This window comes from Luteococcus japonicus, from assembly GCF_003752415.1.
In the GTDB taxonomy this organism is placed as follows: Bacteria; Actinomycetota; Actinomycetes; order Propionibacteriales; family Propionibacteriaceae; genus Luteococcus; species Luteococcus japonicus.
In genome coordinates, this window is record NZ_RKHG01000001.1 from 485797 (window position 1) to 505096 (window position 19300).

Consider the following 19300-nt stretch of genomic DNA (forward strand, 5'->3'; position numbering starts at 1 on the left):
CACAATCTAGTGGGTCTCAGCGACGGTTGCGGAGCTTCATCAGTTCCCGATGCTGGGCCGCACTCAGCGACTCCATACCCTTCTCACTGATCAGATCCAGCAGCTCGTCGAGGCGGGCATCATCCTTGGCACGCGACGCCTGACGCTTGGCCTGTTCCTTGGCCGCGCGAGTGGGTCTGCCCGGCTTGGCGGGACGAGAGGCCGAGGCCAGGCGGGGGATCCAGTCGTAGTCTCGCAGGAGGCCGAGGCGACGGGCGATCAGGGCGACGAGCACGAAGGCCAAGGCCATCTCCAGCAGCCCGAAGACGTTGCGCCCGGCCAGCATCTGGAGTGCCTGCACCCCCACCAGGACGGCGCCGATCAACCATGCCGGGATGCCGAAGAAGAAGGGTCGCCTGGGGTATTCGGCAATCCAGAGCAGCAACACGATGAACTGCACCATGCCGATCCCGGCCAAGGCAGCCCACGAGTTGAGGCCGAGCCCGACGATGGTGGCGGCCACGGTCAGGGCTGCCCAGATCCCGACCAGCAGGCGGGCCATCCGCGCCTTGCCGATCTGCACCTCCAGTTCGGTGCCGAAGATGTAGAAGAAGAACAGGTTGAGCACGTCCCAGATGCTGATCTGGTTGGCCAGCGGCCAGCTCACCACCCGCCAGACCTCACCGTTCAGCACCTGATGGGGAGTGAACATGAACAGTTCCGCCAGACCAGTGCCGCCGGTGGACATCGTCACCAGCACGTCGACGATCCAGGAGATCAGCACGGCGCCGACGACTAGCAGGGTGGTGCCCACCTCTGTGCGTCCAGCCTTGAACCAGTGGTCCCGCAGGTCATTGCCCTTGGAGAAGTATCCGCTCACCCCGACATTCTCCCAGATGCGGCAAGCTTCCCCGGACGGTCGCTGGACCGGCTGGACCGGCACGAAGTAGCTTGGGCCCATGGAGCACGCAGAACTGCTGTCCCGCACCGTCGACCAGGCGGGCGATGCCATCGTCGTCATCGACCGCGAGGGCCTGGTCCGTGCATGGAACCGCAAGGCCGAGGAGCTCTTCGGACACAAGGGAGCGGACATGCTGGGGGAGCCGCTCACCGCGATGATCCCCGAGCGGCTGCGTGCCCCGCATGACAAGGGATTCAAGGCCGCCATGGACAGCGGACACCTGGCCTCTGACGGCCGGGCTCGACGCACGAAGGCGCTCAGGCCAGATGGCTCCACGGTCTACGTCACCATGACATTCGCCGTGGTGACCGATGCCGAGGGTCAAGCGCTGGGTTCGGTGGCCGTGGCCCGGGAATGGGTCAGGGATGCCTGAGGCCGAACCGACGCCGGGGGAGCGGCGGAGCGAAACGGCCGTTGCCATGGCTGCGATACGCGAGGTCGTGGCGCTCATCGATGCGGGTGAGTTGACGGCAACTGCCGCACAGCGAGGATTCCTGCTGGGCGCCATCGCGGCCCAGGACAACAATCCTTTGCTGTACAAGTAGGGACCGTTTGTTGTACGCTGCGGGGGAGAGCAGCCCCCGACAGAAGGATCACCGTGCGAGCACTGGGTTACATTCGCGTCTCCACCAGCGAACAGGCCACTGAGGGCACCAGCCTGGAGGTACAGACCGACGCACTGCTGCGCGATGCACGACGTCGCGGCTGGGAGATCGAGATCGTCTCCGACGCGGGAATTTCCGCCGCGGGAGGGGATCAAAAGTCGCTCAAAGCTGCTCTGGCAAGCCTCGATGATGGATCACATGACGTCTTGATGGTAACCCGTCTCGACCGCCTGACCCGCTCAGTGGCGGGCCTCGGCGCCATCCTGGCCCGTGCGCAGGCCAATCAATGGGAACTGGTGCTGCTGTCGCCAGGAATCGACACCACGGAGCCAGCGGGCCGTTTCACGACGTCGATCCTGGCCTGTGCCGCCCAGTACGAACGCGATCTGATCAGCCAGCGAACCCGAGAGGCGCTGGCACACCGCAGATCCCAGGGTGGCAGCCTGGGCAGACCGCGCAATGTGGATGCGGGCGTGGTGGAGCGAATCAAGCAGCAGCGCGCGCACAAGAAGTCACTGCGAGCAATCGCGGAGCAGCTCAACGCCGAAGGAGTCCCGACGGCACAGGGTGGCGCACGGTGGCATGCGTCGACTGTGTCGGCAGTCCTGAAGTCATACGAGGACCAGTAGATACGAGGACCAGTAGACCCGAGGGGAGAGCCTTCCTCATGCCATATTGTCATAATGTCGCTTATCGGTCATATCTCCACGAGTTGCCCACCGCCCGGCGGCACTTGATGTCCGTTGACATTGAACATGTCTACTGTGACATTCATAGTGTCCTTCTCCGGTCTTCAGCAGTTTTGACACATAGATGTCCGCAGCCACCTAGGCTTCCCGTATGGCGACGTCAGAAGGTGTGAGCACCTCGGCAATCGACGCCGCAGAAATCCGAGTGAAGTTCTGCCTGGACGGCCAACACGCCACCGAACAGGCCGCATCAGAACTTGCTCATACCGATCTGGCAAGCCTCACCCCGATCACAAAGGCGCCGGCGTACAGCGGCCGGCGTGGCTACTCCGGCTACTGGTGGTTGGCGTCCGTGCGCCGCAGCGTGCCCTTCTCAACCCTCAGCGAAGTCGACATGCTCATTTCGCTCGACTATTCGAACAAATATACGCAATTCATTCACAACCCCTTCCGGATCTCTTGGCCCACCTCCTCGAGGAGTAAGCGAAGGCAGCGATGAACCAACTCAACCTGGACGAGAGCCTGTATCGCCAGCAGCAAGTCCAGAACAACTTCATTCCCAACTGGAGTCGGGCCAGCCGCCCCGAGCGCGATGCGGTCTCGCTGGCACGCGACAATTACGTAGGTATGGCGCAAGCGGACCTCGGCTTGGCCGCCACTGAACCGAAGTTCGCGGCCGGTGCGCGAATCCAACCTGCGCCCCATCCAGAGTGGCGCGACTGGCGCGAGCGCGACATCTACTACGAGGACTTGGCCAGCACTCGCCTCGCCGAGCTCCAACCCGCCAATGGAACTGGTGGCCCCCGCGGACTAGGACCGAGTACCGCTGGTCCGACCACAGCTCGCCCTGACTGCACCCAACTCAAGTCCACACCCCAGACATGAGCCGAAGAGACTCAATACTGGAGCGTGAAGGGTGTTGCAATGGGGTACACCCCATTGCAACATGAGGCGCATCCCGCCACGCGTGTCGCTATAGGGCGCTGGAACATGCTGTGGCTTCGTTCGCTTGGTGGCGGGGTTTTTGCAGCGCTCCGTGGCGGTCTTGTTGCCGCGATCACGCAGGACTGGCTGCAGGTAGGTGTCGCGGTCTGAACCGAGAGGGGTGCGCCCGGTCGGGGCCGTTTGGATCGCTGCCGCTACGTCAGAGTCCGAAGGCTCCGCCGCTGACGAGGATCACGATGCCGAGGCCGATGAGAACGATGGGGAAGAGGATGTGCTCCCAGCGTTCGAGCACTTCGGCGATCGGGGGGCGGGTGGCGACGAACTTTGCCAGGGCCACCAGGACCGCGACGAGCGCGAGGAAGATGATGCAGTAGGCGACTACTGCGAGAGGTTCCACGCTGAGGAAGACAGGGGTGTAGACGCCGATGTTGTCGCCGCCGTTGGCAAGGGTGACGCCTGCGACTGTCCACACGCCGACCTTCTTGCCGGCAACCTTGACCTCGTCGTCATCGTCGTCATCGTCTCCGCGCCAGGCCTGCCATGCGGCCCAGAGGCCGAGGCCCAGAGGGATGAGACCGAAGTACGGGATGGCTGCCGAGGGCAGGAATGCTCCGGCACCGATAGTCACCAGGACCGCGGCACCGAGGATGCCGGCGAATCCGAGGTACTGGCCGGCCAGAATGCGGGCGGTAGTGCCGCGCTGGCCTGCCCCTCGCGCGAAGAAGAGGGAGAGCACGATGATGTCGTCGATGTTGGTCGCTGCGAACAGGCCCATCGCCTGCAAGACCGAGGTGAGGATCATGCGCCCTCCCCAGCTGCGTCGCATCCGGGAAGCGAGCAGGCGGGATCGATGCACGGGGCGTCTTCGTCCACTGCCAGGGTGGCATCGACCAGTGCCGTCAGCGCCTGCGCCAGGTGCGAATCGGCGATCTCATATCGTGTCCGAGGACCCTCGGGCTCGGAGACGACGATCCCGCAATCGCGCAGGCATGCCAGGTGGTTGGACACGTTCGGGCGTGTCAGGTCCAGATCTCGGGCCAGTTCCGCCGGGTAAGCGGGATGGTCGAGCAGGGTCAAGATGATCCGGGATCGAGTGGGGTCGGCCAGTGCACGACCCAGGCGGTTCATCACGTCGAGACGCGAAGCAATAGTCAGCATGGACTGAACTATACAGCGCGCACTGAACACTCGGTCACAGGCGTCAGCCCAGATCGCATGCCCGTAAGGGGAACCCTCACCGGAGACCACCGCTACTTATCGAGAGGAACGACGGCACGCCTGGCGGGCTGTCCCGTAAGACCCGTCCGGTGAACTGTCCGGTGAAGGGAGGCTATATGACACACTGGGGAGCATGTCCCCCTTGAAGGTCGGCTATGCCCGAGTCTCCACCGACGAGCAGGACCTGACCGCGCAGCGTGACGGACTCGCGGCGTTCGGCGTCGATCCCAAGCGCATCTACGTCGATCACGGGCTCACGGGCCGCAACGCCGACCGTGAGGGACTGCGGCAGGCGCTGGCAGCGTGTCGGGACGGCGATACATTCGTGGTCCCCAAGCTCGATCGGCTGGCGCGTTCGGTCCGTGATGCCCACCAGATCGCCGACGACCTCGCGGCGCGGGAAGTGAAGCTGAGCATCGCCGGATCGGTGTACGACCCGACCGACCCGATGGGGAAACTGTTGTTCAACGTGCTGGCGATGGTCGCCGAATTCGAAGCCGACCTCATCCGTGCCCGCACCCGCGAGGGGATGAAGGTCGCCAAGGCCAAGGGCCGGCTGCGCGGGAAGTCACCGAAACTCACCCCCCGGCAAGAAGCTCACCTCGTCCAGCTACATGCCGCCGACGAGCACACCGTGGGCGAGCTGGCCGAGCTGTTCAGCGTGGGCCGCTCCACGGTCTACCGCGCCCTTCAGCGCGCCGAGCGCGGGCGCGAGAACGCCTTGCAGTAGGTGCGTCGTGGACGCTCGAGCGCGGTGGCGAATCCTCAGGCTCCACGTCGAGGACCAGGTGCCCCTCGCGCGCTTAGCTCGCGAGACCGATGTTGGGCTGCGGACCCTGGAGCGCTGGCACGCCCGCTACCGCGCCGACGGCTACGCCGGACTGGAGACAGCCTCGCGAGCGGACACCGGCTCCCGCCGCCTTCCGCCCGACCTCGTCCACCTGATCGAGGGCCTGGCACTGAGCAAGCCGCGGCCGGCCATCGCCACCATCCACCGCAAAGTCACCGGCATCTGCGCCGCCCGGAGATGGCCGGTCCCCTCCTACTCGGTGGTCTGGGACATCGTGCGGACCCTGGATCCCGGCATGGTCACCCTCGCCCTGGAGGGCGCAGCGTCCTACCGCGACAAGCACGAGCTGGTGCTACGCCGGCAAGCAGAGCTGCCCAACGCGATGTGGCAATCCGATCACACCATGCTCGACATCCTGGTGGTGGGCACCGACGGCAAGCCCGCACGGCCATGGCTGACAACGATCCTCGACGACTGCTCCCGGGCGGTCTGCGGCTACACAGTCTTCCTGGGCGCACCGTCGGCGATGAGCACCGCCCTGGCGCTGCGCCAAGCGATCTGGCACAAGACCGACCCGGCCTGGCCGATGTGCGGCCTGCCCGACGTGCTCTACGTCGACCACGGCAGCGACTTCACCAGTGACAAGCTCGCCCACACCGCCGTCGACCTCCACATCCGACTGATCCACTCCACCGTCGCCCGACCCCAGGGACGGGGCAAGATCGAGCGGTTCTTCGGCACCATCAACACCGAGCTACTCGCCACCCTGCCCGGACACATCACCGAAGGGCACCCCTGGCCGACACCGAAACTGTCCCTGGCCGCCCTCGATAGCGCCCTGGAGGCGTTCGTGGCCACCTACAACGACCGCACGCACAGCGAGCTCGGAACCTCCCCGCGCAGCGCGTGGATCGCCGATGGCTGGCTGCCCCGAATGCCCGAGAGCCTGGAAGACCTCGACAGACTGCTGTTGACCGTCGCCAAGACCCGCGTCGTGCGCCGCGATGGCATCCGCTTCCAGGGCCTGCGCTACGTCTCGCCAACTCTGGCCGGCTACGTCGGACGCTCGGTCGTGATCCGCTACGACCCCCGCGACATCACCGAGATCCGCGTCTTCGATCACGACGAATTCGTCTGCAAGGCCGTCAACCAAGAGCACCACGACCAGAAGGTCAGCCTCAAGGAGATCCAGGCCGCGCGCAACGCCCGCCGCCGGGCGCTGCGAGCCGGCATCAACGAACGCATCGCCCTCGTGGCCGCACCTACCGAGACGCCACGGATCACCGAAGCACCGGCTCCGGCGCCGAGGTCGGCGTTGAAGATCTACAAGGAGGACCTCAGGTGAGCCAGCGCTTCATCGTCACCAAGGAGCACCGCCGCTTCACCGAGTTCGCCGACGCCGTGCGCCGCGGGCACACCATCGGTTTGTGCTTCGGATCAGCCGGCGTAGGAAAGACACTCTCCGCGCGCCGCTACGCACACTACGAGAAGGCTCATGACCTGCTGACCTACTGGGGGCCGCGCTCCGACAACGACGCCAAGATCTACGCCGCCTTGAACCGGAGCCGCACCGTGCTCTACACCCCCAGCGTGCTGACCACCCCGCGGACCCTGAAGGACGAGCTGACCCAAGCCATCACCCGCACCAACATGTGCATCGAGCAGCACCTCGTACCTCCCGGCACGGCCACTCCCGAGGCCTGGGGATGGCGACACGGCAGGAACTACGTGGAGCTGATCATCGTCGACGAGGCCGAACGACTGCGTCCCGCCGCTCTGGAACTGCTGCGCGATCGCTACGACCGCGACGACATCGCCCTGATCCTGATCGGCATGCCCGGCCTGGAGAAGCAGTTCAGCCACTACCCCCAGTTCTACAGCCGAGTCGGCTTCGCCCACCAGTACCGGCCCCTGGGACAAGACGAACTGCTGTTCGTCCTCGAGCGACACTGGCGATCCCTCGGCAAGACCCTCGACCCCGACGACTTCACCGATGCCCAAGCCATCGCAGCCATCGCACGGATCACCCGCGGCAACTTCCGGCTCCTCGAACGCCTCTTCCCCCAGATCCAGCGGGTCCTGAAGATCAACGAACTCGACACCATCACCAACGACGTCATCGAAGCCGCACAGAGCACCCTGGTCATCGGTGTCACCTGACCCCGCCACGAAGCGACCGAAGAACCCCGCCATTCAGCAGACGAAGTCACAAACATGCAGTGCAACACTTCTGTTCGGAGGTCTAGACATGGCGCCACAGGGACAGGTGGTCGGTTACGTTCGCGTCTCGAGCGAGCAACAGAATCTGGCGCGTCAGCTTGAGAGCATCGGAGAGGTGGACCGCTTCTTCCAGGACAAGGTCAGCGGTGGATCGCGATCGGCACGGGTCGGCCTTGCCGAGTGCCTGCGTTACATCCGCGACGGCGACACAGTGCGCGTTGCTTCGATGGACCGGCTCGCCCGCTCCCTCGTCGACTTGCAGCAGATCGTCGACGAGATCCTTCAGAAGGGTGCGTCGGTGCAGTTTGTAAAGGAGGGGCAGACCTACTCCCCCTCGACTGATGATTCCATGAGCCGCTTGCTTTTGCAGATCCTTGGAGCCTTCGCCGAGTTCCAGCGTAACCTCATCCGAGAACGTCAGGCGGAGGGGATCGCCATTGCGAAGGCGAACGGACGCTATAAGGGGCGAGCTCAGTCCCTCAGTCCGGCGCAGATCGAAAGCGCAAAAGAACTGAACGCGCAAGGAATCCCCAAGACACGTATCGCCCGCGAGTTCGGAGTAAATAGATCGACCCTCTATCGAGCGCTCAAGAAGCATCCATAACAGAACGGCGACAGTACACCCACGCCACGCCCGACCCAACCAGTAAGTAGAGGATCTTTAGACATGCCTCTCCAGCTCCCCAGCTTGACACCCCGCGGCCAGCAATGGCTTGAAAACTTCGACGAACAAGACAAAACGCTTGCGGAGATGCTCCTTGACTCTTTGCAGATGGCTACCACGGAAGAGATCCAAGCAGGCTTAAGACGCGCATTGAGTGATTCCAACTACAAGGGTCCTACGCTGCTAATACCAGTGGTCGCGATCGAGGATATCCTTGACTTGGCACCATACTCTCTTACCCGAGCCGGCGAAAGCCGGAGACAACGCGGGGATAACTTGAGGCAATCCCTGATTGCCTATCAAGACTTTCATGTAGGAAAATTCATCGCTGGCACGCCGGGCAGTGAAGGGATTCTAGGAAACATCATCCGAGATTTGACAAACGAGGATCCTAGCCGTTGGGTTGCCCCGTCATCCAGCATTGATGAGGTTCGCAGGCGACGAGTGCGGAGTTGTGTGCTGCTCACCGACTACTCGGGCTCGGGATCCCAGGTGTCACGAATGCTTGCAACATTCGCACGCAACACCACTTTCCGCAGCTGGCATTCATTCGGTTGGGTCCGCTTTCACTCCCTGTGCTACGCAGAATCTCCAGCATCGATCGATTCACTCTCGCGGAACAAATTGATCCAGACTCAAAGTCGAGTCATGGAGGCTCGAACTCTGAATACCTGCGGATGGGATTCGAAAACCAAAGCAGAAATCGAGAACCTTTGCATTCGCAAGGCTGGCCGGAAGAATCGCAGCCAAGCACTAGGCTACGCCGAAAGTCGAGGAATGTTCACGACAGAGTATAGAATCCCAAATAACACGCCCTATATTCTCCGGAAGACGGGTGGTGGCTGGAAGTCATTTGGTATAGGGGAAGGTGGTCGACAAATCCCAATTGAACAGTCGGAAGTCCTAAAACAAAAGGTAGAGCACGATGGAATTTTGAACCACAATTTTAGAGGCCGCAAGTTGGCGAAGGACGATACCTTTGCTCAAAAACTCCTATTCTGCCTGAGCGCCTACGAGTTACGCTTGCCAACCCAAGCGATTGTCTCACAAAATAGATCTCTGTCTGAATCCAGGGTCCACGAGTTAACCCAAGTCCTTCGTGGCCTAAGCCTGGTGGACGACAACCTGCGCATCACGGAGAGTGGCCGACGCGAGCTGCTTCGAGCAAAGAAGCGCACGGCTCGACCACCCATGCTTCCAAAGACCGAGCATCCGTACTATCCTGAACTCGGATGAGGAGCATCCGTAGGTGCGCCTAGATTGCCACCCATCGCGGTGGTCGGATCTCGGGTTGGACTTCTAAAGTCCCGCCTCCGCACGAGCTTCCGCTACGCCTGAGTTGCGACCTCCCACCCCCGGTGGCGTGTGCCTTTCCGGGTGCAGGAGCCCGCAACCGAGGGGACTTCGTCAAAATATTGGGTAGGTTCATGTCTATAGATGCTCCTCATCTCTACCGAAAGGCGGCGCTCGCCGCGGGTAGGTCCAACGCGGCCGTTGAAGCAACTCTCTCGCGAGCTCACACCACGGCACTGAGGGGTGCCGTGCCAATCTTTTCTCTCGGTCACCTGGCGAGGCTATCAAACGTCGACTATCAATTTCTGCATGACGTCGTCTGCCGCAAGGTCGATCCGTACCAATCGATCACCATGAGAAAGCCCTCAGGGAAGATCCGCCCTATTTCGGCCCCCAATCAAGAACTAAAAGCGGTGCAGCAAGTCATCCTTTACCGAGCGCTAAGGAACCTGGATCCAAATCCCTCTAGCTTTGCATACACCAAAAATTTATCGGTGCTCGACTGCGCCAAGCGTCATGTAGGTGCTAGATGGGTAATCAAGATGGATTTGCGAGACTTCTTTTCATCAGTCGACGAGAGATCTGCGTACAGAACTTTCATCAAAAGGGGATACGCCTCTCTGATGGCTTTTGAAATGGCCCGTATTTGCACTCGGGACAGGTCCCCAAGACGAGGGGCACGTGAATACGTGGACCGATACCCACGTATCCCGGGCTACGCATGTGGTTCCGTGGGCATGCTACCGCAAGGCGCTCCCACCAGCGGCGCGCTTGCAAATGAAGCCGCTAGACCGCTTGATCGCAAGTTAGCTTCTCTCGCTGCTTCGTCCGGAGGGATCTACACGCGCTACTCGGACGACCTAGCCTTCTCGTGGGCTCAAGATGTCGACAGATCACACTTACATGGCTTTGTGTCGAATGTCACGGAACTGTGTGCCTTGCAGGGATTTTCTGTCCACCGCCGAAAGACGCGCATCCTCTCGCCAGGATCCCGAAAAGTCATATTAGGGCTCTTGGTCGATGAGTCCAGCGTTCGCCTATTGCCAGAATTTAAGCGACGCGTGGACAACCACATTCGTTGCGTCGCAAAATTCGGCGCTTCAAAACATGCAGAAGAGCGCGGATTCATGTCAATTTTTGAGATGGTGAATCATGTTGATGGCTGCTTGGCCTACAGCCATGGAATCGAGCCTGGTTGGACAGAGGTACGAAACACCAAATGGAAGGAGGCACTGTCAAAATCTGGTATCCAGTCTGCAACTTAGACTCTTCGTCTGATTTCTCCTGAACATGGCGTTTCAGACATTCCGCGTGTCCTTCTCCGAGATCGATCGGTTTTGACACGCAGTTGTTCTTAGCGGCAACATGAGATTCCTGTTGCAGCCCCGCGCGGCGCGTGGTGACGTTGAGCCAACCCGCCGGCGCCGGTCAGATCAGGGAACCCAGTGCCCGACCATCGCACTCACAGCGCCCGTCCATACTGTCTCCAATACGAACTGGTAAAATCTGCGAGGACTCGTTGAGCCGTTACTCGTTACACATACTTCGCCACACTGCATAGGCGTCTCCTTCCCAAAAGACCTCGGAGGCCTCTCGCTTAGCAGACAAACCGCTGCGAGCACGACTAGACACGTGATTCCCGAAATAACCGGGTGTTGATCGAACACACCGACACTGGGATCCGTGACGCGACCGACACTTGGAGAGTAGCACCTGGAGATGCCGGCTGGTTAGCGCTTGAGAACGTAGCTGACAGTCGCCCACCCACGGGTGTAAGGAGAGGGGCTATCCGCACACAGCGCCCCTTCCACAGTTCCGCGACCAGCCACTCGCTTCTATTGAGGCAACTAACCCCTGATCGCCTCTAGGCAGCGATCCGGATGTGACATGATCCGTGTCACGGATTCGTACTGCTCGTCTGCCACGTTCGTGTCAAACCCCTAGTCACCGTCTCGGCCCCATGACATGTTCCGTGGCGCCGGACACTTGATGTCCGTTGACACTGAACATGCCGTTTCAGACAGGCGAACCGACAGCCCGGCAACCGCTCGATGCTTTGGCCCGCCTGGACCTGGATCGGCTAACACCCATCCCCACCACCCCACTAGCGAGGCAGACCCCTCGAAGGGGATCCATTCTGCCTTTGGCACGTAAGGCCCCACTTCCAGACGAGTAGCCGCCGACCTCATCGATGTTCGTGGACGTGGCCATCGCCGTAGGACAGGACCGTGTCAAGCTAAAGCGCGCCCTGATGGACTCGGCATCAGTACCGATCGGGACTCCAAATCTCTGGCCTTCCACCTCAAACCACAACTTGGAGTCGGCAGGATCGAGCGTCTGGCCGTAGCCTACGATAGGTCCGCACTCCGTGCGCACGTACTCCCCCACGGCCGTTCCCGACAAGGAACCCACCGCTTCTCTTTGAAGTCGTCTGCGACTGCGGCTCGGGACGTGGGAAGACCCCTGACTCAAGTGTGGTCCGTCCGATTGATGGACACGTGCTGTACTTGAGCGAGATGGAGCGGAACATCGACCTTTTGGTGGTGTCTCACTTCGACAGTGACCACATCAACGGGGTGCAGCACCTAGCCGAAGAGCTGGAGAGGCGCTCGGTGGAAGTGAAGCGCGTCTGGGCACCGTTGCTCGATCCCATCACGCGCGTGGTGGTCGCTCTGTCGGGCCCGGCTTGTGCGCCCCCGGACAGGACAATGGGCGCCACACCGCATGGTGTGGCGCCCTCCTCGCTCTCCGATGGGTGCGTCAGCCTTGGGTCTTCGCAGGTCCCGCGAGCTTGAGCGCCTTGGCGGTATGTTCCATGACCTCATACGCACGTTCGGGGTTGTCCGAGAGCTTCTCGCCGTAGGAGGGAATCATCTCCTTGAAGCGGGGCTCCCACTCCCCGATCTTGTCCGGGAAGCAACGAGACAGCACGTCCAGCACGATCGGGACGGCCGTCGAAGCGCCCGGCGACGCGCCCAACACGGCGCCCAGGGTGCCGTCGGCCGAGGTGACCACTTCGGTACCGAACTCCAGGCTGCCGCCCTTGCCCTTGGCGTCAGTCTTGATGATCTGCGCGCGCTGGCCCGCCTTGATCATGTGCCAGTCAGTGATGCTCGCCTTCGGGGCAAAGGCACGCATCTCGGCCAGCTTCTGCGCGGGCGTCATGAAGATCATCGTGGCCAGCATCTTGATCAGCGGGATACTGTCCTTCGCGACGTTCAGCACGGCACCGACATTGTCCGTACGGATCATCTTCGGCATGTCCAGGACAGAACCGTACTTCAGGAAGCGCGGGTCGATACCGGCATAGGGGCCGAAGAGCACCGAGCGGCTGCCGTTGATGATGCGCGCATCCATGTGCGGGTTCGACATCGGCGGCGCACCGACCGGGGGCTTCGCGTAGACCTTGACCTTGTGCTGCTCCACGACCGACGGGTCATCGGTGGACATGAAGGCGCCAGTCACGGGGAAGAGCGCGTAACCCTGGACCTCGGGGATTCCGGCCTTCTGCAGCATCTTCAGCGCCCAACCACCGGAGCCGTTGAAGACGAACTTGGCGCGGACGAACTTCTCGCCGCTCTTCTTCCCGCCGAACTCACCGCGGTCGACGATTCGCAGGGTCCAGGTGCCGTCGGTGTTCTGCTTGAGGTCCGTGACCTCCTTCGAGGTCTCCACATTGACGCCGTGGAAGTCCAGGTAGTTGAAGATCTGCGTGGTGATCGAGCCGAAGTCGACGTCGGTACCAGTGGGGTCATAGGTGACCTCGATGTGCTCCTGCGGATCCCGGCCATCGACCAGCATCGGCGCCCACTCGCGGATCTTCTCCTGGTCATCGCTGAACTCCATGGCCGCGAAGAGCGGATTGGTGCGCAGGGACTCCCAGCGCTTGCGGAGGAACTCCACGTCGTCGTCGCCAGTGACGATCGACATGTGCGGGCACGGGTTCACGAAGGTCTCCGGGAGACCCAGGATCCCCTTCTCCACCAGGTGGGCCCACAGCTGACGGGTCTGCTGGAACTGCTCGTTGATCTGGACCGGCTTGGCATTGTCCATCGTGCCGTCGGGACGTTCCTTGGTGTAGTTGAGCTCGCAAAGACCCGCGTGACCGGTGCCGGCGTTGTTCCAGGGGTTCGAGGACTCCTTGGCAACCTTGGGCAGGCGCTCGTAGCCGACGATCTTCCAATCTGGCTGCAGCTCATTCAGGATGAGGCCTATGGTGGCACTCAGGACGCCACCACCAATCAGTGCGACGTCGACTTCTTCTGCCTCGACAGGCCACTTGTTGGGCTTCCGCTTCGCCAGTGCCACGGCTACTCCTCACAGGTCCTTGCACACATGTTTTGTCTGGTGACCCGAACAGGCATCCGCCGTGGCCGTCGGAGCCCGCTCTTTCGTGCGAGGGACCCCCGGCAGTGCACGGGCAAACGCCCAAGGTCAGGGCTGGGCTCCACCGTATTGCGTTCCGTCCTCCAGCACCAGCCGCGGTGCCAAATCATGCCGAGAGGTGAACCAGCGGCAAAACGGCAGCCCGCCGCCCCGTGTCCGGGCATGTGAAAACACCCCCTGGGTTGATCATTGCTGATCACCCAGGGGGTGTTTGTAAGTCCGGCGGTGTCCTAGTCTCCCACAGAGTCCCCCCTGCAGTACCATCGGCTCTAAAAGGCTTAACTTCCGGGTTCGGAATGGGACCGGGTGTTTCCCTTTTGACATGACCACCGAAACACTATGGAAATATCAGTCGATTCCCGACCATATTTCGGGAACCACACAGTGGACGCGTAACACCTTTGTAGAAATACAAGCCCTCGGCCTATTAGTATCGGTCAGCTCCACACATTGCTGTGCTTCCACATCCGACCTATCACCCCGTGGTCTACAGGGGGCCTTACCAGATTATTCTGTGGGAACCCTCATCTTGAAGCGTGCTTCCCGCTTAGATGCTTTCAGCGGTTATCACTTCCCAACGTAGCCAACCAGCCGTGCTCTTGGCAGAACAACTGGCACACCAGAGGTTAGTCCGTCCCGGTCCTCTCGTACTAAGGACAGCTCTTCTCAAGATTCCTACGCGCGCAGTGGATAGGGACCGAACTGTCTCACGACGTTCTAAACCCAGCTCGCGTGCCGCTTTAATGGGCGAACAGCCCAACCCTTGGGACCGACTCCAGCCCCAGGATGCGACGAGCCGACATCGAGGTGCCAAACCATGCCGTCGCTGTGAGCGCTCGGGCAAGATCAGCCTGTTATCCCCGGGGTACCTTTTATCCGTTGAGTGACGGCGCGTCCACATGCCACCGTCAGATCACTAGTCCCGACTTTCGTCCCTGCTCGACCTGTCGGTCTCACAGTCAAGCTCCCTTGTGCACTTACACTCAAAACCTGATTGCCAACCAGGCTGAGGGAACCTTTGGGCGCCTCCGTTACCTTTTGGGAGGCGACCGCCCCAGTCAAACTACCCATCAGGCACTGTCCCTGAACCAGATCATGGTCCTAGGTTAGATATCCAGAACAGCCAGAGTGGTATTTCAACGTTGACTCCACAACCACTGGCGTGGCCGCTTCAAAGTCTCCCACCTATCCTACACAAGCTGTACCGAACACCAATACCAAACTATAGTAAAGGTCCCGGGGTCTTTCCGTCCTACTGCGCGTAACGAGCATCTTTACTCGTAATGCAATTTCGCCGAGTTCATGGTGGAGACAGCGCCCAAGTCGTTACTCCATTCGTGCAGGTCGGAACTTACCCGACAAGGAATTTCGCTACCTTAGGATGGTTATAGTTACCACCGCCGTTTACTGGGGCTTAAGTTCACCGCTTCGACTTGCGTCTAACAGTTCCCCTTAACCTTCCAGCACCGGGCAGGAGTCAGTCCGTATACGTCCTCTTTCAAGTTGGCACGGACCTGTGTTTTTAGTAAACAGTCGCTTGGGCCTGGTCTCTGCGACCCTCAACGCCGTCAGCAGCAAGTGCCTGGACGTGTCAGGTCCCCCTTATCCCGAAGTTACGGGGGTATTTTGCCGAGTTCCTTCACCATGATTCTCTCGATCGCCTTGGTATTCTCTACCTATCCACCTGTGTCGGTTTAGGGTACGGGCGGCTCACAACTCGCTCACGAAGCTTTTCTAGGCAACATAGGATCACTCACTCAACCAACCAAAGTTGGTCTCCCCATCATGTCTCAGGCTTGATGAAACGCGGATTTGCCTACGTCTCGCCCTACACACTTGACCCGGGACAACCATCGCCCGGGATGAGCTACCTTCTTGCGTCCCTCCGCAGCTTGCCTACTACATCATTGGTTCACAGACTCATGTGACCATCACCCGAAGGATCCAGACACACTCGCGTGCTTAGCATCAAATGATTCAGCATGGACGTTGTTTCGCCGGTACCAGAATATCAACTGGTTGTCCATCGACTACGCCTGTCGGCCTCGCCTTAGGTCCCGACTTACCCAGGGCAGATTAGCTTGACCCTGGAACCCTTGGATATTCGGCGGACGGGTTTCTCACCCGTCATTCGCTACTCATGCCTGCATTCTCACTCGTGTGCTCTCCACGACTGGGTCACCCCGCCGCTTCACCGTGCACACGACGCTCCCCTACCCATCCACACACCTGCCGTAAGGAGGTTAATATGTGAATGCCATAGCTTCGGTGGATAACTTGAGCCCCGCTAAATTGTCGGCGCGGAATCACTTGACCAGTGAGCTATTACGCACTCTTTCAAGGATGGCTGCTTCCAAGCCAACCTCCTGGTTGTCTGCGCAACTCCACATCCTTTTCCACTTAGTTATCGCTTAGGGACCTTAGCTGATGATCTGGGCTGTTTCCCTCTCGACTACGAACCTTATCGCCCGCAGTCTCACTGCCGCGCTCTCACTTTCCGGCATTCGGAGTTTGGCTGATTTCGGTAAGCTTGTGGGCCCCCTAGACCATCCAGTGCTCTACCTCCGGAAAGAAACACGCGACGCTGCACCTAAATGCATTTCGGGGAGAACCAGCTATCACGTAGTTTGATTGGCCTTTCACCCCTATCCACAGCTCATCCCCTCGGTTTTCAACCCAAGTGGGTTCGGTCCTCCACGACGTCTTACCGTCGCTTCAACCTGGCCATGGATAGATCACTACGCTTCGGGTCTAGAGCGTGCGACTCAAACGCCCTGTTCGGACTCGCTTTCGCTACGGCTTCCCCACACGGGTTAACCTCGCCACACACCACTAACTCGCAGGCTCATTCTTCAAAAGGCACGCCGTCACCCCAAAGGGCTCCGACGGATTGTATGCGATCGGTTTCAGGTACTATTTCACTCCCCTCCCGGGGTACTTTTCACCTTTCCCTCACGGTACTTGTCCGCTATCGGTCACCAAGGAGTATTTAGGCTTAGCGGGTGGTCCCGCCAGATTCATGCGGAATTTCAGGGGTTCCGCACTACTTGGGGTGACACTCACAAGTGAACAACTTACGACTACGGGACTATCACCCGCTCTGGTCCAGCTTCCCAACTGGTTCGCCTTCATTGATCATTTTTTACTTGTCGACAGAATGACAGTACTGTCAGAGTGGCCCCACAACACCGCATGTGCAACGCCTGTCAGCTATCACACACACACGGTTTGGCCTCTTCCGCTTTCGCTCGCCACTACTCACGGAATCACGGTTGTTTTCTCTTCCTGTGGGTACTGAGATGTTTCACTTCCCCACGTTCCCTCCAACTACCCTATACATTCAGGTAGAGGTTGCCGGACATGACTCCGGTAATTTCAAGGTTTCCCTATTCGGAAATCCACGGATCACAGCTCGTTTACCAGCTCCCCATGGCTTATCGCAGGTTACAACGTCCTTCATCGGCTCTTGGTGCCTAGGCATCCACCGATCGCACTTAGTAGCTTGTAAAATTCTACAAAGATGCTCGCGTCCACTGTGTAGTTCTCAAAATACGGGCGACACCACAACATCAACCAGGCAAAACCCGATCTCAATCCATGGCTCGACAAGAAGGCGTCACCAACATGACCGACCCTTCAGGACCCAACAGCGTGTCACACCACCATCCACCAATCCCCACTTTCCACTCCCCCACAACAGGGGCTGTACTCACGAAAACCAGCATCCGATGATGCCTCAGTCAATGTTCCACAATCCAGAGCCACACTGGCCGTGAACGAACGCCACGGAACCAGGTGAATGACAACCACAAAAGCAGCTGTTCAAAGCTCCTTAGAAAGGAGGTGATCCAGCCGCACCTTCCGGTACGGCTACCTTGTTACGACTTAGTCCTAATCACCAGTCCCACCTTCGACAGCTCCCTCCTCACGGTTGGGCCACTGGCTTCGGGTGTTACCGACTTTCATGACTTGACGGGCGGTGTGTACAAGCCCCGGGAACGTATTCACCGCAGCGTTGCTGATCTGCGATTACTAGCGACTCCGACTTCATGGGGTCGAGTTGCAGACCCCAATCCGAACTGAGACCGGCTTTTTGGGATTCGCTCACCCTTGCAGGTTCGCAGCCCTTTGTACCGGCCATTGTAGCATGCGTGAAGCCCTGGACATAAGGGGCATGATGACTTGACGTCATCCCCACCTTCCTCCGAGTTGACCCCGGCGGTCTCCAATGAGTCCCCACCATTACGTGCTGGCAACATTGGACGAGGGTTGCGCTCGTTGCGGGACTTAACCCAACATCTCACGACACGAGCTGACGACAGCCATGCACCACCTGTATACCGACCAAAAAGGGGCATCCATCTCTGAATGTTTCCGGCATATGTCAAACCCAGGTAAGGTTCTTCGCGTTGCATCGAATTAATCCGCATGCTCCGCCGCTTGTGCGGGGCCCCGTCAATTCCTTTGAGTTTTAGCCTTGCGGCCGTACTCCCCAGGCGGGGTACTTAATGCGTTAGCTGCGGCACGGATCACGTGGAATGTGACCCACACCTAGTACCCACCGTTTACGGCGTGGACTACCAGGGTATCTAAGCCTGTTTGCTCCCCACGCTTTCGCTTCTCAGCGTCAGGAAAGTCCCAGAGAACCGCCTTCGCCACCGGTGTTCCTCCTGATATCTGCGCATTCCACCGCTCCACCAGGAATTCCGTTCTCCCCTAACTTCCTCTAGTCTGCCCGTATCAGAAGCACGCTCAGTGTTAAGCACTGAGATTTCACTTCTGACGCAACAAACCGCCTACAAGCTCTTTACGCCCAATAATTCCGGACAACGCTCGCACCCTACGTATCACCGCGGCTGCTGGCACGTAGTTGGCCGGTGCTTCTTCTACGCATACCGTCACTTTCGCTTCGTCTGCGTTGAAAGCGGTTTACAACCCGAAGGCCGTCATCCCGCACGCGGCGTTGCTGCATCAGGCTTCCGCCCATTGTGCAATATTCCCCACTGCTGCCTCCCGTAGGAGTTTGGGCCGTATCTCAGTCCCAATGTGGCCGGTCGCCCTCTCAGGCCGGCTACCCGTCGAAGCCTTGGTGAGCCACTACCTCACCAACAAGCTGATAGGCCGCGAGCCCATCCCAATCCGCCGGAGCTTTCCAACACCCACCATGCGGCAGACGCTGAATATCCAGTATTAGCCGCCGTTTCCGGCGGTTATCCCAGAGACTGGGGCAGGTTACTCACGTGTTACTCACCCGTTCGCCACTCGTGTACCCCGAAGGGCCTTACCGTTCGACTTGCATGTGTTAAGCACGCCGCCAGCGTTCGTCCTGAGCCAGGATCAAACTCTCCGTTGAAAAATATCGACAACCACCACAAGGATGGCAACGTCGTCAATCAACAATGAATCCAACCACTGACAAAAAAACACCAAAACTGGCATTCCAATCAATAATCATACTCAAAGAAACCATAACCACCACCACAAACCCCCCACAAAGGAGAGATCCGAAAGCAATGGCCACGGGTAAAACTTGGCATTGACTTTAGACAC

The 19300-nt window shown here is 59.8% G+C and carries 15 protein-coding genes and 3 rRNA genes; 11 read left to right on the plus strand and 7 right to left on the minus strand.

Annotated elements, in window-relative coordinates:
• Positions 1-16: 16 nt before the first annotated feature.
• Positions 17-859, minus strand: coding sequence for a hypothetical protein (locus EDD41_RS02345; protein WP_123574818.1), 843 nt, complete (start codon positions 857-859; stop codon positions 17-19).
• A gap of 79 nt (positions 860-938) precedes the next feature.
• On the opposite strand from EDD41_RS02345, the gene EDD41_RS02350 reads away from it, so the two are divergent.
• From EDD41_RS02350 to EDD41_RS16500, 5 genes are all read left to right on the plus strand, one after another.
• Positions 939-1313, plus strand: a complete 375-nt coding sequence (locus EDD41_RS02350; RefSeq protein ID WP_094765240.1) for a PAS domain S-box protein — start codon at positions 939-941, stop codon at positions 1311-1313.
• 46 nt (positions 1314-1359) lie between these two features.
• Positions 1360-1485, plus strand: coding sequence for a hypothetical protein (locus EDD41_RS17720; protein ID WP_256763679.1), 126 nt, complete (start codon positions 1360-1362; stop codon positions 1483-1485).
• Between the two features lie 53 nt (positions 1486-1538).
• The gene (locus tag EDD41_RS02360) at positions 1539-2174 is read left to right on the plus strand and encodes a recombinase family protein (protein WP_123574819.1); all 636 of its coding nucleotides are present in this window, start codon (positions 1539-1541) and stop codon (positions 2172-2174) included.
• Positions 2175-2385: 211 nt separating this feature from the next.
• Complete coding sequence (locus tag EDD41_RS16495; RefSeq protein WP_148060445.1) at positions 2386-2733, plus strand: hypothetical protein; 348 nt, start codon at positions 2386-2388, stop codon at positions 2731-2733.
• Positions 2730-3119: a hypothetical protein gene (locus tag EDD41_RS16500; RefSeq protein WP_148060446.1), complete on the plus strand. Its 390-nt coding sequence runs from the start codon at positions 2730-2732 to the stop codon at positions 3117-3119. Before EDD41_RS16495 ends, EDD41_RS16500 begins: the two co-directional genes overlap by 4 nt.
• A 259-nt stretch (positions 3120-3378) precedes the next feature.
• Here EDD41_RS16500 and EDD41_RS02370 read toward each other — a convergent pair whose 3' ends face one another.
• Complete coding sequence (locus tag EDD41_RS02370) at positions 3379-3981, minus strand: cadmium resistance transporter (RefSeq protein WP_048695616.1); 603 nt, start codon at positions 3979-3981, stop codon at positions 3379-3381.
• Positions 3978-4337, minus strand: coding sequence for a Cd(II)/Pb(II)-sensing metalloregulatory transcriptional regulator CmtR (gene cmtR, locus EDD41_RS02375; RefSeq protein WP_123574821.1), 360 nt, complete (start codon positions 4335-4337; stop codon positions 3978-3980). The genes EDD41_RS02370 and cmtR overlap by 4 nt, the downstream gene beginning before the upstream one ends.
• Before the next feature lie 202 nt (positions 4338-4539).
• On the opposite strand from cmtR, the gene EDD41_RS02380 reads away from it, so the two are divergent.
• From EDD41_RS02380 to EDD41_RS18060, 6 genes are all read left to right on the plus strand, one after another.
• On the plus strand, positions 4540-5127 hold the full coding sequence (locus EDD41_RS02380; protein WP_425454327.1) for a recombinase family protein: 588 nt from the start codon (positions 4540-4542) through the stop codon (positions 5125-5127).
• 7 nt (positions 5128-5134) lie between these two features.
• Positions 5135-6532, plus strand: a complete 1398-nt coding sequence (locus tag EDD41_RS02385; RefSeq protein WP_123574823.1) for a Mu transposase C-terminal domain-containing protein — start codon at positions 5135-5137, stop codon at positions 6530-6532.
• Positions 6529-7347: an AAA family ATPase gene (locus tag EDD41_RS02390; protein WP_037161208.1), complete on the plus strand. Its 819-nt coding sequence runs from the start codon at positions 6529-6531 to the stop codon at positions 7345-7347. The genes EDD41_RS02385 and EDD41_RS02390 overlap by 4 nt, the downstream gene beginning before the upstream one ends.
• Before the next feature lie 88 nt (positions 7348-7435).
• Entirely contained in the window at positions 7436-8011 is a 576-nt protein-coding gene (locus tag EDD41_RS02395) for a recombinase family protein (RefSeq protein ID WP_123574824.1), read from the plus strand.
• A 63-nt stretch (positions 8012-8074) separates the two neighbouring features.
• Positions 8075-9307, plus strand: a complete 1233-nt coding sequence (locus tag EDD41_RS16505; RefSeq protein WP_148060447.1) for a phosphoribosyltransferase-like protein — start codon at positions 8075-8077, stop codon at positions 9305-9307.
• Positions 9308-9717: 410 nt separating this feature from the next.
• Positions 9718-10629 carry a reverse transcriptase family protein gene (locus EDD41_RS18060; RefSeq protein WP_425454345.1) on the plus strand — a complete coding sequence of 304 codons (912 nt, stop codon included), beginning with the start codon at positions 9718-9720 and terminating at the stop codon, positions 10627-10629.
• Between the two features lie 1495 nt (positions 10630-12124).
• Here the strand turns inward: EDD41_RS18060 and mqo are convergent.
• From mqo to EDD41_RS02425, 4 genes are all read right to left on the minus strand, one after another.
• Positions 12125-13672 (minus strand): malate dehydrogenase (quinone), encoded by a 1548-nt coding sequence (mqo, locus tag EDD41_RS02410; RefSeq protein WP_245995507.1) that lies wholly within the window; start codon positions 13670-13672, stop codon positions 12125-12127.
• Positions 13673-13967: 295 nt separating this feature from the next.
• Positions 13968-14084 (minus strand): 5S ribosomal RNA (gene rrf / locus EDD41_RS02415).
• Between the two features lie 73 nt (positions 14085-14157).
• Positions 14158-17258: ribosomal RNA gene (locus tag EDD41_RS02420) — 23S ribosomal RNA — on the minus strand.
• A gap of 328 nt (positions 17259-17586) precedes the next feature.
• A 16S ribosomal RNA gene (locus tag EDD41_RS02425) occupies positions 17587-19103 on the minus strand.
• The 16S, 23S and 5S rRNA genes sit together here, the layout of an rRNA operon.
• Positions 19104-19300 lie beyond the last annotated feature (197 nt).

Excerpts from the sequence above, each read along its gene's own strand:
- EDD41_RS16495 (WP_148060445.1), top strand. The coding sequence starts at position 2,386 with ATGGCGACGTCAGAAGGTGTGAGCACCTCGGCAATCGACGCCGCAGAA.
- EDD41_RS16505 (WP_148060447.1), top strand. The coding sequence starts at position 8,075 with ATGCCTCTCCAGCTCCCCAGCTTGACACCCCGCGGCCAGCAATGGCTT.
- EDD41_RS02395 (WP_123574824.1), top strand. The coding sequence starts at position 7,436 with ATGGCGCCACAGGGACAGGTGGTCGGTTACGTTCGCGTCTCGAGCGAG.
- EDD41_RS02350 (WP_094765240.1), top strand. The coding sequence starts at position 939 with ATGGAGCACGCAGAACTGCTGTCCCGCACCGTCGACCAGGCGGGCGAT.
- cmtR (WP_123574821.1), bottom strand. The coding sequence starts at position 4,337 with ATGCTGACTATTGCTTCGCGTCTCGACGTGATGAACCGCCTGGGTCGT.
- EDD41_RS02370 (WP_048695616.1), bottom strand. The coding sequence starts at position 3,981 with ATGATCCTCACCTCGGTCTTGCAGGCGATGGGCCTGTTCGCAGCGACC.
- EDD41_RS16500 (WP_148060446.1), top strand. The coding sequence starts at position 2,730 with ATGAACCAACTCAACCTGGACGAGAGCCTGTATCGCCAGCAGCAAGTC.
- EDD41_RS18060 (WP_425454345.1), top strand. The coding sequence starts at position 9,718 with ATGAGAAAGCCCTCAGGGAAGATCCGCCCTATTTCGGCCCCCAATCAA.
- EDD41_RS17720 (WP_256763679.1), top strand. The coding sequence starts at position 1,360 with ATGGCTGCGATACGCGAGGTCGTGGCGCTCATCGATGCGGGTGAGTTG.